At 33.5% G+C, this 13,739-nt stretch carries 14 protein-coding genes; 11 read left to right on the forward strand and 3 right to left on the reverse strand.

Annotation, left to right across the window (positions count from 1 at the left end):
- Nucleotides 1-4 precede the first annotated feature (4 nt).
- The 8 genes from DZ67_RS0108875 (at nucleotide 5) to DZ67_RS0108915 (ending at nucleotide 5,270) form a co-directional block, all read left to right on the forward strand.
- A complete protein-coding gene (locus tag DZ67_RS0108875; RefSeq protein ID WP_024788277.1) occupies nucleotides 5-253 on the forward strand; it encodes a YgaP-like transmembrane domain in 249 nt (82 codons plus the stop codon).
- Entirely contained in the window at nucleotides 237-1,223 is a 987-nt protein-coding gene (gene purM / locus DZ67_RS0108880) for a phosphoribosylformylglycinamidine cyclo-ligase (protein ID WP_024788278.1), read from the forward strand. Before DZ67_RS0108875 ends, purM begins: the two co-directional genes overlap by 17 nt.
- Nucleotides 1,220-2,008: a phosphatidylserine decarboxylase gene (locus DZ67_RS0108885; protein WP_024788279.1), complete on the forward strand. Its 789-nt coding sequence runs from the start codon at nucleotides 1,220-1,222 to the stop codon at nucleotides 2,006-2,008. Before purM ends, DZ67_RS0108885 begins: the two co-directional genes overlap by 4 nt.
- Nucleotides 1,992-2,612: a MotE family protein gene (locus DZ67_RS0108890; protein WP_024788280.1), complete on the forward strand. Its 621-nt coding sequence runs from the start codon at nucleotides 1,992-1,994 to the stop codon at nucleotides 2,610-2,612. The genes DZ67_RS0108885 and DZ67_RS0108890 overlap by 17 nt, the downstream gene beginning before the upstream one ends.
- Nucleotides 2,575-3,291, forward strand: coding sequence for a hypothetical protein (locus tag DZ67_RS0108895; RefSeq protein ID WP_024788281.1), 717 nt, complete (start codon nucleotides 2,575-2,577; stop codon nucleotides 3,289-3,291). The genes DZ67_RS0108890 and DZ67_RS0108895 overlap by 38 nt, the downstream gene beginning before the upstream one ends.
- A 38-nt stretch (nucleotides 3,292-3,329) precedes the next feature.
- Entirely contained in the window at nucleotides 3,330-3,887 is a 558-nt protein-coding gene (locus DZ67_RS0108900) for a DUF507 family protein (protein ID WP_024788282.1), read from the forward strand.
- Nucleotides 3,888-3,972: 85 nt separating this feature from the next.
- The gene (gene carA / locus DZ67_RS0108910; protein ID WP_024788283.1) at nucleotides 3,973-5,094 is read left to right on the forward strand and encodes a glutamine-hydrolyzing carbamoyl-phosphate synthase small subunit; all 1,122 of its coding nucleotides are present in this window, start codon (nucleotides 3,973-3,975) and stop codon (nucleotides 5,092-5,094) included.
- Nucleotides 5,091-5,270: a hypothetical protein gene (locus tag DZ67_RS0108915; RefSeq protein WP_024788284.1), complete on the forward strand. Its 180-nt coding sequence runs from the start codon at nucleotides 5,091-5,093 to the stop codon at nucleotides 5,268-5,270. The genes carA and DZ67_RS0108915 overlap by 4 nt, the downstream gene beginning before the upstream one ends.
- Nucleotides 5,271-5,278: 8 nt before the next feature.
- On the opposite strand, the gene DZ67_RS10605 is transcribed toward DZ67_RS0108915, so the two are convergent.
- Nucleotides 5,279-5,428, reverse strand: a complete 150-nt coding sequence (locus tag DZ67_RS10605) for a hypothetical protein (protein WP_156919597.1) — start codon at nucleotides 5,426-5,428, stop codon at nucleotides 5,279-5,281.
- A 47-nt stretch (nucleotides 5,429-5,475) separates the two neighbouring features.
- A complete protein-coding gene (locus DZ67_RS0108925; RefSeq protein ID WP_024788285.1) occupies nucleotides 5,476-6,291 on the reverse strand; it encodes an exonuclease domain-containing protein in 816 nt (271 codons plus the stop codon).
- Nucleotides 6,292-6,391: 100 nt separating this feature from the next.
- On the opposite strand from DZ67_RS0108925, the gene carB reads away from it, so the two are divergent.
- The gene (gene carB / locus DZ67_RS0108930; RefSeq protein ID WP_024788286.1) at nucleotides 6,392-9,661 is read left to right on the forward strand and encodes a carbamoyl-phosphate synthase large subunit; all 3,270 of its coding nucleotides are present in this window, start codon (nucleotides 6,392-6,394) and stop codon (nucleotides 9,659-9,661) included.
- Between the two features lie 4 nt (nucleotides 9,662-9,665).
- Nucleotides 9,666-10,328 (forward strand): RadC family protein, encoded by a 663-nt coding sequence (gene radC, locus DZ67_RS0108935; protein ID WP_024788287.1) that lies wholly within the window; start codon nucleotides 9,666-9,668, stop codon nucleotides 10,326-10,328.
- Here the strand turns inward: radC and DZ67_RS0108940 are convergent.
- Complete coding sequence (locus DZ67_RS0108940; protein ID WP_024788288.1) at nucleotides 10,323-13,349, reverse strand: type I restriction endonuclease subunit R; 3,027 nt, start codon at nucleotides 13,347-13,349, stop codon at nucleotides 10,323-10,325. The genes radC and DZ67_RS0108940 overlap by 6 nt on opposite strands.
- Before the next feature lie 44 nt (nucleotides 13,350-13,393).
- Here DZ67_RS0108940 and DZ67_RS10135 point away from each other — a divergent pair.
- A partial coding sequence (locus tag DZ67_RS10135) for a transposase (RefSeq protein ID WP_035907588.1) occupies nucleotides 13,394-13,739 on the forward strand: 346 nt, incomplete at its 3' end.

The following is a 13,739-nucleotide window of genomic DNA, read 5'->3' on the forward strand; positions in this document are numbered from 1 at the left end:
AAAAATGAAAGCTAAAAAATTTGCATGTGGCGAAAGACTTCAAAGATTTTTAATAGCGTTTATGATGCTTTTAATTTTGGGTTTGCTTGCAAAAGGATACAATTTAGCAGCACTTATTTTGCTTGCATTTATTGCAATAATGTTTGTTATTTACGGTGTTTTTGATTTTTGTCCGTCAACATGGCTGCTTAATAAAATTTTTGGAAGCTGTTACTGCGAATGTAAGGAAGAAAAAAATGAAAATCAGTTATAAAGAAGCGGGGGTTGATATTGACAAAGGAAACAGTTTTGTTGAAAAAATAAAACCTTTTGTAAAAGAGACGTTTAATAAAAATGTTGTCGGTAACATAGGAAGTTTTGCAGGAGCTTTCAGGCTTCCAGCCGGATATAAAAAACCTGTTTTACTCGGTGCAACAGACGGGGTCGGCACAAAACTAAAACTTGCGATTGACGCTAAAAAGTTTGATTGCATAGGAATTGATTTAGTTGCAATGTGTGTAAATGATTTAATCTGTAATTTCGGGGAGCCTCTTTTCTTTTTAGATTATTATGCAACAGCAAAACTCGAAGTAAATGAGGCTGCAGATGTGGTTAAAGGAATTGCCAAGGGTTGTAAACTAAGCGAGTGTGCCCTAATCGGGGGAGAGACTGCAGAAATGCCTGGAATGTATAATGAAGGGGATTTTGATTTGGCAGGATTTGCCGTCGGAATTGCAGAGGAAGACGAACTTAACCCGAAAGTAAAAGAAGGTGATATTCTTTTGGCACTGCCAAGCAGCGGAATACATTCAAACGGATATTCGCTTGTCAGAAAACTGTTTTTTGATAAATTAAACATGAAATTTGATGATGAAATTAACGGAAAAAAACTTATTGATATTCTTTTAACCCCAACAAGAATTTATGTAAAAGAATTTAAACAATTCAAGCCTCTGCTTCATGCTCTTGCTCATATTACAGGAGGAGGAATAGTTGAAAATTTCCCAAGGGTATTGCCTGAAAATTTAGAAGCAGTTGTTTACAAAGATAAAATAAAAGTGTTACCTATTTTTGAATATATGAGAAAATATATAGATGAAGAAGAGATGTTCAGAACGTTTAATATGGGTGTTGGAATGATTTTTGCAATAAGTGAAGAAAATGCGGATGAAATAATAAAAAACTCTGATGCTTATTTTATAGGAAAAATTCAACAAGGTAAAAAAGGAGTAAAACTAAAATGAACCCCTCCCGTTTTATTTCTAATATCGCAGTTAAAATAGCAACCACCTCTTTCCCTAAATTGATTCAATGTTTTATCAATAAAATGTATGTTAAGTTTTATAAAATAGATATGTCAGAATTTGAACCGGAAGATCCCTGTAAATATAAAACATTGAATAATTTATTTACAAGACATAAAAAATATACCGAGTTTTATGAAGAAGACGATATAGTCGTCAGCCCTAGTGACAGTGAAATCATTGCGCATGACGATATAGAAGAAAATCGGGTTTATCAGATAAAAGGAAAAGAATATTCCCTAAAAGAACTTATTCCTTATGATACAAAATTAAATAATGGGTATTTTATTAATTTATATCTTTCACCAAGTGACTATCATAGATTTCATGTTCCTATAGATTTGGAAATTGTGAGGGCTACATTTATCCCCGGTGAACTTAATCCGGTAAAACCGTCTTTTTTGGAAAAAGAGCTTGTATTTCCAAAAAATAAAAGAGTGGTTTTAAGATGCAGGGATTCTAAAGAAAGATATTTTTATATTGTTTTGGTGGGGGCTATGATAGTAGGGAAAATTATTTTAAATTTTGATGAAAAATTTCAAAAAGATTATAACGAGATTTTTGATATAGAATATGAAAAACCTTTAAAACTTAAAAAAGGCGATGAACTTGGAAGGTTTGAATTTGGAAGTTCAATTTTGCTGTTTTTCGGAAAAGAACATTTTAAATATTTAAATCAAAAAGATTATGTTGAAGTAGGAGATATTCTTGGGGAAATTTATTAAAAGTAAAAAATTAAAAGTGAAAAATAAAAAATTAAAAAATATTTTATTTACTGCTTTCACCTTTTTCACCATTTTTACTATTTTCACTCCTCTTTTTGCAGTTGACAATCAGAAACTTCTTGAGTGTTATGAGATATTTGACCAAAAAAAAGCAGAACTTGAAGCAGAGGCTGAAAAAATACTTGAACAAAAAGAGGCTCTTGAATCTTTGAAAAACACATATATGGCTTTAATGAAGAAAAAAGAGTCAAAACTAAAAGAAAAAGAAAAAGAAATTAATAACACTTTGCAAAAAATAGAAAATGAAAAAAAAGAAATTCAAAAATTAATAACTCAAAATCAAAAAATCCTTGAGCAAATAAAAAATGCAAAAATGGATAAAATTACCCAGAGTTATGCAAAGATGAGGCCAAAAAATGCCGCAGGCGTACTTTCTCAGATGAAAGAAAAAGATGCCCTTGCAATTTTAAAAAAGCTCCCTCCTAAAAATGTCGCCAAAATTTTTTCAAAAATGGACCCAGCCAAAGCAGCAAAACTTACAGAAATGATGCAAAAAGATGAGAATAATGAAAGCACAAATACTTCTGACAACGGCGGGGGCTAAACATTTAATAGCAAAAGCCCTGTGTCAATATATAGATTTAAAAAAAAGAATTTATATTGCTTACGGTACAACAAACGAATATCTTTTATATCATTTAGGGATAAATACAGATACTTTATATGCCGCCGGGTGTAATGTAAGAGGCAAATTTAATGTGACTCAAAAAAGAGACAGGCCGATTGTGCTTGAAAACAGTAAGCCGATTGATATAAGCGGATTTGATATAACAAATAATGATTATTTTATAAAAGGTGCAAATGCTCTTTGGTATGAAAACGCTAAAAAGTGTGCCGCCGTAGCGGCTGCCGATAAAAACGGAGGAACTTATGGTAATTTTTATATAAAAGCTGCAAGCAGGGGTGCTAAAGTTATAATTCCTGTAGGACATGAAAAGCTTATTCCTTTTTTTAAAGAAACTTCTCAGGACGTAGATATTTCAACAGGTTCTAAAATTGCGATGCTCAGGTTTTTTTACGGGATGATATTTACTGAAATAGAAGCCTTTAAAACACTTTTTAATTTAAAAGCAAATATTATCTGTGCAGGGGGGATTTTTGATTCAAAAGGTGCGGTAGGTTTTGAAGTTGAAGGAGATGAAGTTAAAGCGGTAGTTGAATTTAGCAAAAAATATAATAATCTGTTTTTAGAAGAGAGTAAGCGGGTTGATTTTCAATTTTAAAGCTTCTTTTTTGATATAATTTTAAAAAAAGGTTTAGTATGCTGATAAAAGAAGCTCAAGTGCCTTTTCTTTCCAGAAAAATTGCATATGATTTATTAAATTCAGGATTTGTGAATTATCCCAAAGGCATTGATAATGCTATTAAAGAAATTGAAGATATTATAATGGATGATGCTTTGTGGGAAAGGGAAATAGAAGATAAAGCCAGAGAAATATTAGCAAAACAGGAAGAAGAAAATGAATTTTTATTTTATGATGTTGACAGAAGAGAAGTGTTTAAACTTATAAAAAAAGAAATTGCAAATGAAGAGGGGTTTAATTTAAAAAGAGATGAAAGAATAGATGATTTGGCACATTTTTTGGTAAAAGAATTATGGGATAAAGAATTAATTGATTATGATGTAAGGGATGGAAAAATAAAAAATATTGTTTTTAAATCTATAATGGATTTTTTAAAAAGGGAAATTGAAGCAAGGGACGAAGTTTATAAAAAGCTTGAAAACTACAAAAGGCCTTTGGTTCCTGGAAGTGAAGAGTGGGAACTTGTATTTAACAGACTTTACGAGCAGGAGTTAAGAAAAAGAGGACTAATTTAGAGGTGAAAATAGTGAAAATGGTGAGTAGTAAAAAGTTGCCAAGCGGCTACGGTGAAAAATTAAAAGTGAAAAGTAAAGGTTTAAAATGAAAGTTACTGTTTTGCTGGAAAACGGAATGAGTTTTACTGCCCGCGGATTTGGGGCAGGCGGAACAAAAGTCGGGGAAATTGTATTTAACACATCAATGACCGGATATCAGGAAATCATTACAGACCCGAGTTATGCCGGCCAGTTTGTGGTTTTTACCATGCCTGAAATCGGGAATGTAGGGGTAAATAAAGATGACAATGAAAGTAAAAAAGCCTATCTTAAAGGTATAATTGTCAGAGAATATGTTGATAACTGGTCAAATTTCAGGGGAGAAAAAAGTCTAAATGAATTTTTAAAAGAGCAAAATATTCTTGGAATCAGCGAAATTGACACAAGGTTTTTAACAAAGCTTATAAGAAAAGAAGGGGCTATGATGATGATAGCCTCAAGCAAAATTCATAATATTCAAAAATTAAAAGAAATTTTAAATCAAACCCCCAGAATTGAAGAAATTGATTATATAAAAGAGGTAAGTACAAAAGAGGCTTATATTCATCCACACGGGGCATGGAACGATAAAGAGTTTAAATATAATCCTAAAAAAACAGATAAAAAAATAGCAGTACTTGATTTTGGGGTAAAAAGAAATATTTTAAACGAACTGACCCAGGCCGGAATGGAGTGTAAAGTAATGCCGGCTTCAACAAAGGCGGAAGAAATTATTGAAATGTATAAAAGTGGGGAAATTCAGGGGGTGTTTTTAAGTAACGGTCCGGGTGATCCTCTGATTTTGAACGAAATTCATAAAGAAATTCAAAAAATATTAAAAGAAAAAATACCGATGTTTGGAATATGTTTGGGACATCAATTACTGAGTATTTCTCACGGATACCCTACGTTTAAACTTAAATTCGGGCATCACGGGGGAAATCATCCGGTAAAAAATTATATAAACAGAAAACCTGTTGTGGAAATAACCGCTCAAAATCATAATTATAATGTCCCGGAAGAGATTGAGAAAATTGCCGAGGTCACACATAAAAATCTTTTTGACGGTTCAATTGAGGGTGTTAAATACAAAAATGAACCTGTTTTTTCTGTTCAGCATCATCCGGAAGCATCACCAGGGCCGCATGACAGTAAATATATATTTAAAGAATTTTATAATATGCTATGAAAAATTTTGATTTTATCCAAAAAATCCTTTTTGGAATTTTTGAACTGTTTTTATTATTTAGCGCTATAGTGATTTTAATAGCCACTTTTACAACTTCTCCTGTTATCTCTTTTATTGTTTTTATTTTTTTAATTTATCTTGTTTATTATTTGGCTTTGAAATATCTGTTTAATTAAAAAATCAATTACCAGCTTCCGCCTCCTCCACCGCCGCTTCCCCCTCCCGATGAATCGCTTCCCCCAAAACTTATTGATGAGCTTTCATTTGGAGAATAATTTTTTGTTGTTTCAAATGACGAATGTAAATTTTTATCTAGATTAAAAAATGAATCCATATCCCCTTCAAACCATAAAATTTGAGTGTTGAAATGTATGTATATTTTTAACCTTCTTCAAGTAATCTGTTAAATAATTTTAAAGTCGCTTTTACGTCTTCTAAAGCGTTATGATAATTTATATTTTTTCTTCCAAAAAAAAATGCTATCGCCTCTTCAAGACGGGGCATTTTCTTTTTTTCAAGCACTACAACGTCGGCGGCGTAATACATTGTGTCAAATATAGGAATATCAATTATGTTCGGATAATGATTAATTCTTTCAAGCTCTCTTTTCATTACGCCGAAATCATATAAAACATTATGTCCCACAACCATATCGAGAGAATTAAAAATATTTAAAATTTCATCTTTTTTTTCTTTAAAGGTCGGCTTGTCTTTCAGCTCTTCCTGAGAAATTTTATGAACGCCGAAAGCTTCTTCTGAAATTTTAGCTTCAGGATTTAGCAGTTCGTAAATTTCTTTTGTGCTCAAATCTTGCATATCCTGTATAACAATCGCATAAGAAATTACATATCCGGTAATATCGGTTGTTTCCGTGTCAAATCCCCCTATTTTTTTTATTTTATTTTCTTTTGGGGTTTTTTTTAAATCATTTATATAATATCTTAAAAAATCTTTACTTGAAAATGCTTTTTGTCTTGGAAACGGTTTGAAACGCTCCATTTTATTTTCTTCTTCTAAAACGACTGAAATTAAATAATCATTGTAATTTCTAAAAATTACATTTTCTTTTATATCTTCTCTTAGGCATTTTATTAAATATGTCTTATCATTTTTTAATTTCTCATATGCTTTTTTTCTTGTTTCTTTATTAAATACACTGGCCTTTCTTAAAGTCTCTGTTTTTGGAGGCAGATTCAAATTTATCCTTTTTTATAAAATTATAACATTTTCTACTTACCACTCAACATTCACCATTTTCACTTTTTTAAGATATAATTACATATAAAAAAGGTTTTTTATGCCAAAAAGAGAAGATATCCATTCAATCCTTCTGATAGGCTCCGGTCCGATTGTCATTGGTCAGGCTTGTGAGTTTGACTATTCGGGCGTTCAAGCGGCAAAAACTCTCAAATCTCTTGGTTACAGGGTCGTTCTTGTTAATTCAAACCCTGCTACAATAATGACTGATCCTGAATTTGCAGATGCCACATATATTGAACCGATTATCCCCGAAGTAGTGGCAAAAATTATTGAAAAAGAAAATATTGATGCAATTCTTCCTACAATGGGGGGTCAGACTGCCCTTAATGTTGCTATGCAAATGTACGAAAGGGGAATGCTTGAGGGGGTTGAATTTTTAGGCGCTAACCCGGAAGCAATTAAAAAAGGCGAAGACAGACAGGCTTTCAAAGAAGCGATGCTGAAAATTGGTATGGATTTGCCTAAAAGCAGATACGCCTATTCCCTTGAAGAAGCCGAACAGGCTGCAAAAGAAATAGGATTTCCGATTATAATAAGGGCAAGTTATACGCTTGGAGGGCTTGGAAGCGGTGTTGCTTACAATATGGAGGAATTTAAAAAACTTGCCAAATTCGGTTTGGAGGCAAGTCCTATAGGGGAGATTTTAATAGAAGAATCTCTTCTTGGATGGAAAGAATATGAGATGGAGGTTATCCGCGACAGAAACGATAACTGCATAATAGTGTGTTCTATTGAAAATATCGATCCGATGGGTGTTCATACAGGGGATTCCATTACTGTTGCCCCGGCTCTTACACTCACTGATAAAGAATATCAGAAAATGAGGGATGCATCTTTTGCAATACTTCGTGAAATAGGCGTTGATACCGGAGGTAGCAACGTTCAGTTTGCCGTAAATCCGGATACCGGCAGAATGATAGTAATAGAAATGAATCCCAGGGTAAGTAGAAGTTCCGCACTTGCAAGTAAGGCGACAGGTTATCCTATTGCGAAAGTCGCAACGCTTCTTGCGCTCGGATATACATTAGACGAAATTAAAAACGATATTACAGGAACTGCCGCAAGTTTTGAGCCTACAATAGATTATATTGTCACAAAAATACCACGTTTTACATTTGAAAAATTTCCTCAGGCCGATTCAACACTTACGACTTCTATGAAAAGTGTCGGGGAAGTAATGGCGATAGGAAGGACATTTAAAGAATCATTGCAAAAGGCGATTTATTCTCTTGAAACAGGTCTTGACGGATTTGAAAAAATTGACTGCGGCGAAGATGAGCTGATTAAAAACATAAGAATTCCAAATGATAAAAGGCTTTTATATATCGGTGAGGCTTTCAGAAGAGAAAAAAGTGTTGAGGAAATTTATGAAATTTGTAAAATAGACAGATGGTTTTTAAATCAGATAAAAGAAATAATCGAACTTGAAAAAGAGATAACTCTTGATATTTTAGAAAATGAAACTCTGCTAAGACGTGCCAAAACATACGGGTTCAGTGATACAATGCTGGCTAAATTAATAAACAAAAGTGAAGAAGATGTATATAAAGCAAGAAAAAAATTCGGAATTGAAATCGATTATAACGAAGTGGACACATGTGCGGCGGAATTTGACACAACTACAAGTTATTTATATTCAAGCGTAAATGTTACAAAAAACGTGCCGCCAAGAAAACCGGATTTTGATGATAAAAAAGTGTTAATCCTTGGAGGCGGTCCAAACAGAATAGGTCAGGGAATTGAATTTGACTACTGCTGTGTTCATGCAGCATTTGCCCTTAATGATTTGAGTGTCAAAACTATTATGTATAACTGCAACCCGGAAACTGTTTCAACAGATTATGACACAAGCGATGTATTGTATTTTGAACCTATTACGTTTGAAAGGGTCAGAAATGTGGTTGAACTTGAAAATCCACACGGCGTAATTGTTCAGTTTGGCGGTCAGACTCCTCTTAAACTTGCAAAACCTTTAACTAAAATAAATGCAAAAATAATAGGAACTTCCGCTGAGGTTATAGATATGGCGGAAGATAGGGAAAAATTTGCCGAATTTATTAACACTCTTGGATTAAATCAGCCTCAAAACGGCACCGCCTTTAAAAAAGAAGAGGCTTTTAAAATTGCAAATACAATAGGATATCCGGTACTTGTAAGACCGAGTTACGTTCTTGGTGGCAGGGCTATGAGAATTGTCTATAATGATGATGAACTTAATGAATATATGAGCGAAGCCGTAAAAGTAAGCGAAGATTCCCCGGTGCTTATAGATAAGTTTCTTGACAGGGCAATTGAACTTGATGTAGATGCAATTAGCGACACAAAAGATGTATATATCGGCGGGATAATGCAGCATATTGAAGAGGCAGGCATTCACAGCGGAGACAGCGCCTGTTCTTTACCTACTGTAAGTATAAGCGAGGAAAAAATAAAAGAAATAGAAAACGCCACAAAAAAGATAGCTCTAAAACTTGGAGTAAAAGGACTTTTAAATATCCAATATGCTCTGCATCGTGATAAACTATATTTGATTGAGGTAAATCCAAGAGCAAGCCGAACTGTACCTTTTGTATCCAAAGCCACAGGACTTCCTCTTGCAAAAGTCGCAACAAGGGTTATGTGGAATTTGGCATATAATCCTGAAATCAATAACGGGAAAGTTTTATTGGAAGCGCTTAATTTTTATGACAAATTTAATGTCGTAACATTTGACAGTAATGTGTATAAACCGAAAATTCATTCTCACATTGCGGTAAAAGAAGCGGTTTTTCCTTTTAATAAACTTACGGGGGCCGATTTAATATTAGGGCCTGAAATGAAATCAACCGGGGAGGTTATGGGAATAAGCTCAAGTTTTGGAGAGAGCTTTGCTAAATCTCAGCTTGCGGTTAAATTCAATCTGCCTAAAAACGGAAAAGTTTTTGTTTCCTTAACCGATTTGGATAAGGAATTTGCCCCTAAACTGGCCAGAAGCTTAAAAAATCTCGGATTTGACATTGTAGCCACAAGCGGAACATACAAAAAAATCAAAGATGCGGGAATTGAAGTTACAAAAGTTTTGAAAATAAGCGAAGGAAGACCGAATATTGTAGATATGATTAAAAACGAAGAAATAGTTCTTGTTATAAATACAAGCGACAATAAAGCAAGCAAAGACGACGCCAAAATCATAAGACGTGAAGTTTTAAACCAGGGAGTTCCGTATTTTACAACCATTGCAGCGGCATTCGCAGCCGTTGAGGCGATTGAATTTTTACAGACAAACGATATAAAAGTGGAATCTCTTCAAAATTATTTTAAAAAATAAAATAATGAGTAAAAAAATTTCACAACTGGAAAGTTTTGACAAACCTCGGGAAAAATTGCTTTCGAAAGGACCGGGTTTTTTAAAAGATTATGAACTGGTTGCTATAATCCTCGGCAGCGGAGTTAAAGGGAAAGATGTTATTAAACTTTCCCGTGAAATTGTTAAATTACTAAAAAACGATTTTAATTCGCTTACGGTTGAGAAATTAATGAATATCAGAGGACTCGGCATGGCAAAGGCCTCCACCATTATAAGTGCCATAGAACTTTCAAAACGCTATCTCATCAAGCAAAACAAAAAAATAACTTCTTCAAAAGACGTTTATGACGAGCTAAAAGAATACCGCAATAAAAAACAGGAATATTTTATAGCTATCTATCTTGACGGAGCAAATCATATCTGTTTTAAACGTGTTATTACAATAGGCACGCTAAATCAAAGCCTTGTGCACCCGAGAGAAGTATTTGCCCCCGCAATTGAACACAGGTGTGCGGGTGTAATCGTTGCCCATAATCATCCATCAGGGCAGTTGGAAGCGAGCGGGGCTGATATTTCGGTTACCAAAAGATTAAAAGAGAGCGGCAGACTGCTTGGAATTGAATTAATTGATCATCTTATTTTTACTCAAAATGGATTTTTAAGTTTTATTGAAGAGGAGATGTTATAACAATTCCCCTATACCTTTAAATTTTTCCACAAATGCGGATATTTTTTCAAACACATTTCTTTTTTTAGTAAGATATTCTGGGTTCAAAGGACTCATTTTAGGGAGTATTTCATTAAGTTCCGTTCCGTTTTCGCTTGCGTATTTTCTCTTTAGTGAAATATTAATATAGCGTTTAGCTGCTTCGGCGTTTAGATTTTCTTCATTTATTAAATTTTTGGCTTCTTCTTTTTGTTTTTGCTGGGCGAATTTGAAAAACGATTCTATAATTTCACTTTTATCTTTGAAACTGTTTAAATCGCTTTTATTTATAAATTCCACTATTAAGCCTTCTTTTGCACGGTTGCCGAGGCTTGCTCTTATAACGCGTTTAATTTCGTCTATAAGGGCGGATTTGTTTTTTTGGAGTTTATGTTTTTCAAAAATAAGCTCAAGTATATAATCGAGATTTATCTCCTGGGATTTTAATAAATCTATCTCGAATTCCACATCGTCCCAGTTTATATCTGATTTTTCTGCGTTTTTTCCGTTTTTTTGCACTCTTATCCAATCTCTTATATCATTGTATGTCGATTTATAATCCTGAATTTCTCTTTCGGGGAGTAAATGTATATTTTGAAGAGTTTTTATATCCTCATTGTTTAATCCGTATTCAATTTTTACGTTTTCAAGTGCGTTTTTATCGTTTTTATCTATATTTTGTAGTTGTTTAAGCGCAATAAATTCATCATAATTTTGAAGTATGTTTTCAAGTTTTAAATATTCTCCGAAAAGTTTAACAAATTCTTTTTTGTCGCTCTCTTTTTCAATTTCAGTAGGGTTTGGAAATTTTTGTTTTAGGCTTTTTACAATTTCTAAAAAACCTTTTTGTATTTTTCCGTTTTCTTCAAAACCTTCGATATATTCTCTGTAACTTTTTTCAAGCACTACATTTCTGGTGTTTTTATCCCCGAAAAGTGAAATGGCGTCTATTGTAGCCTGTTCTAAATCTCTAAACGTTATGATGTTTCCGAAAGGTTTGGTTGCATCATAAATCCTGTTTGTTCTTGAATATGCCTGAATTAATCCGTGATACCTTAAATTTTTATCCACAAACAGAGTATTCAATCGCGGAGCGTCAAAACCGGTTAAAAACATTCCCACAACTATCAATAAATCTATTTCGCCGTTTTTAACTCTTTTTGACAAATCCCGGTAATAATTTTGAAACGATTTGCCGTCGACTCCGAAATTTGTAGAAAACATTTGATTGTAATCGTTTATTGCTTTTGCCAAAAACTCTTTTGCACTTGAATTCATAGCCGACAACTCAAAACTTTCATCGGCAATTTCACCTATTGCGTCTTGTTCTTCGTTGGGGGCGTAAGAAAAAATTGTCGCTATTTTTAATTGATTATTTTTTGCGATTGAAATCGCATCTCCATTTTGTTTTTTATTTAGGAGTTGCGGTTTTAACCGCTTATTATCATTTATTCGCTTATTTTGTAACTCTTTAAATTTTTCGTAATACAATTTTGCCGCATCGATATTGCTAACGGCAAACATTGCGTTAAATCCCTTGCCGTTTTGTAAACGGTGTGTTTTTAGATGAAAGTTTTTCAAAATATACTCTGCTATTTCATTAATTCTCTCTGGATGTAAAAGCGCTTTTTTGTTTTCAAGCGCGCTTAGTTTTTTTTCATCTATTTCTTTTTCAAACTCTTTAAATTTAGGTCTGACGTCGTTGTAATCAACTTTAAATTTAAGAACTTTCTCATCGCGTATTGCATCGGTAATCACATAAGAATGAAGCTGACGGCCAAATACACTTGCCGTTGTTTCACTCCCGAGTGCGTTTTCAGGAAAAATTGGAGTTCCCGTAAATCCGAACTGATAATATTTTGTAAATCTTTTTTTAAGATTTTTCTGAGCTTCACCAAACTGACTGCGGTGAGCTTCGTCGAATATAAAAACAACGTGTTTATTGTAAATTTCGAGATTTTTTTCAGTTTTTAGGAGATTATTTAGTTTTTGAATGGTGGTTACTACAATTTTATTGTCTTTTTTCTCCAAATTTCTTTTAAGTCCCGCTGTATTTTCAGAACCGTTTACGCTATCGGGTGAAAATCTCTGATACTCTTTCATTGTTTGATAATCAAGGTCTTTTCTGTCCACCACAAATAAAACCTTGTCTATAAAAGGAAGCTCTGTGGCAAGTCTTGCCGCTTTGAAACTTGTTAGTGTTTTACCTGAACCGGTGGTGTGCCAGATATATCCGCCCGCTTCAACACTTCCCCATTTTTTTGCATTATATGCTGAATTGATTTTCCACAAAATTCTCTCGGTTGCAGCTATCTGATATGGTCTCATAACAAGCAGGGTGTTGTTTACATCAAAAACCGAGTATTTTAAAATAATATTTAAAAGAGTGTTTTTTTCAAAAAAAGTGGCGGTAAAATCTTTCAAATCTTTTATCGGTGTATTGTCCGAAAGCGCCCAGTTCATTGTAAAATCGAAACTGTTTTTATCCCTTTTTACCGTGTTTGCAAAATATCTGGTATCCGTGCCGTTTGAAATAACGAAAATCTGCAAAAATTTATAAAGTGAACTTTCGGAGTTAAAACTCTCTTTTGAATACCTGTGAATCTGGTTAAACGCTTCGCGGATGGCAACACCCCTTCTTTTGAGCTCTATTTGCACCATCGGCAGGCCGTTTACCAAGATCGTTACATCATATCGGTTTTTGTAATTGCCTCTTTGTTCAAACTGCCTTATAACTTGCGCGCTGTTTTTTGATATGTTTTGTTTATCTACAATATAAATATTTTCTATATGCCCGTCGTCGAAAACAAAATCGTAAATATAATCGTCGTGAATTTTGCGAGTTTTTTCTGTTATTCCATCACCTGGTTTATCAAGATATTCATCTAAAAACCTTTGCCACTCCATATTGCTAAATTTTACATTATTTAATGATTCTATCTGCTCTCTTGCATTTTCGAGCAGTTTTTTGGGTGTTTTTATATCAGGAGAGAGTGTTAGCAATTCCGTGTCAGTCAAGGTAAAATACTAAAGAAGAAAGGACTGACATGGAGAAATTTAATTTTGACAAAGCAGTAAAAGATTTATTAGCAGGTAAGAAGATAGGTGGAAAAGATGGAGTATTAGCTCCATTAATTAAAGAATTAGTAGAAGCTGCACTTGAAGCAGAGATTGAATCTCATATTGCAGATGAAGTTTTACAAGGTAAAAGAAATAGAAGAAACGGTTACAACAGGAAAACAGTTAAATCAACATCAGGAGAATTTGAACTTGCTACCCCAAGAGATAGAGAAGGTAGATTTGAGCCTCAAATAGTAAAAAAACATCAAACAACAATAAGTGATGAAATAGAAGAGAAGATATTATCATTATATGCACTTGGAATGAGCTATA

It is taken from the genome of Lebetimonas sp. JS138, from assembly GCF_000523335.1.
Lineage (GTDB): Bacteria > Campylobacterota > Campylobacteria > Campylobacterales > Nautiliaceae > Lebetimonas.

Excerpts from the sequence above, each read along its gene's own strand:
- DZ67_RS0108875 (WP_024788277.1), top strand. The coding sequence starts at position 5 with ATGAAAGCTAAAAAATTTGCATGTGGCGAAAGACTTCAAAGATTTTTA.
- purM (WP_024788278.1), top strand. The coding sequence starts at position 237 with ATGAAAATCAGTTATAAAGAAGCGGGGGTTGATATTGACAAAGGAAAC.
- DZ67_RS0108885 (WP_024788279.1), top strand. The coding sequence starts at position 1,220 with ATGAACCCCTCCCGTTTTATTTCTAATATCGCAGTTAAAATAGCAACC.
- DZ67_RS0108895 (WP_024788281.1), top strand. The coding sequence starts at position 2,575 with ATGAAAGCACAAATACTTCTGACAACGGCGGGGGCTAAACATTTAATA.
- DZ67_RS0108900 (WP_024788282.1), top strand. The coding sequence starts at position 3,330 with ATGCTGATAAAAGAAGCTCAAGTGCCTTTTCTTTCCAGAAAAATTGCA.
- carA (WP_024788283.1), top strand. The coding sequence starts at position 3,973 with ATGAAAGTTACTGTTTTGCTGGAAAACGGAATGAGTTTTACTGCCCGC.
- DZ67_RS0108915 (WP_024788284.1), top strand. The coding sequence starts at position 5,091 with ATGAAAAATTTTGATTTTATCCAAAAAATCCTTTTTGGAATTTTTGAA.
- DZ67_RS10605 (WP_156919597.1), bottom strand. The coding sequence starts at position 5,428 with ATGGATTCATTTTTTAATCTAGATAAAAATTTACATTCGTCATTTGAA.
- carB (WP_024788286.1), top strand. The coding sequence starts at position 6,392 with ATGCCAAAAAGAGAAGATATCCATTCAATCCTTCTGATAGGCTCCGGT.
- radC (WP_024788287.1), top strand. The coding sequence starts at position 9,666 with ATGAGTAAAAAAATTTCACAACTGGAAAGTTTTGACAAACCTCGGGAA.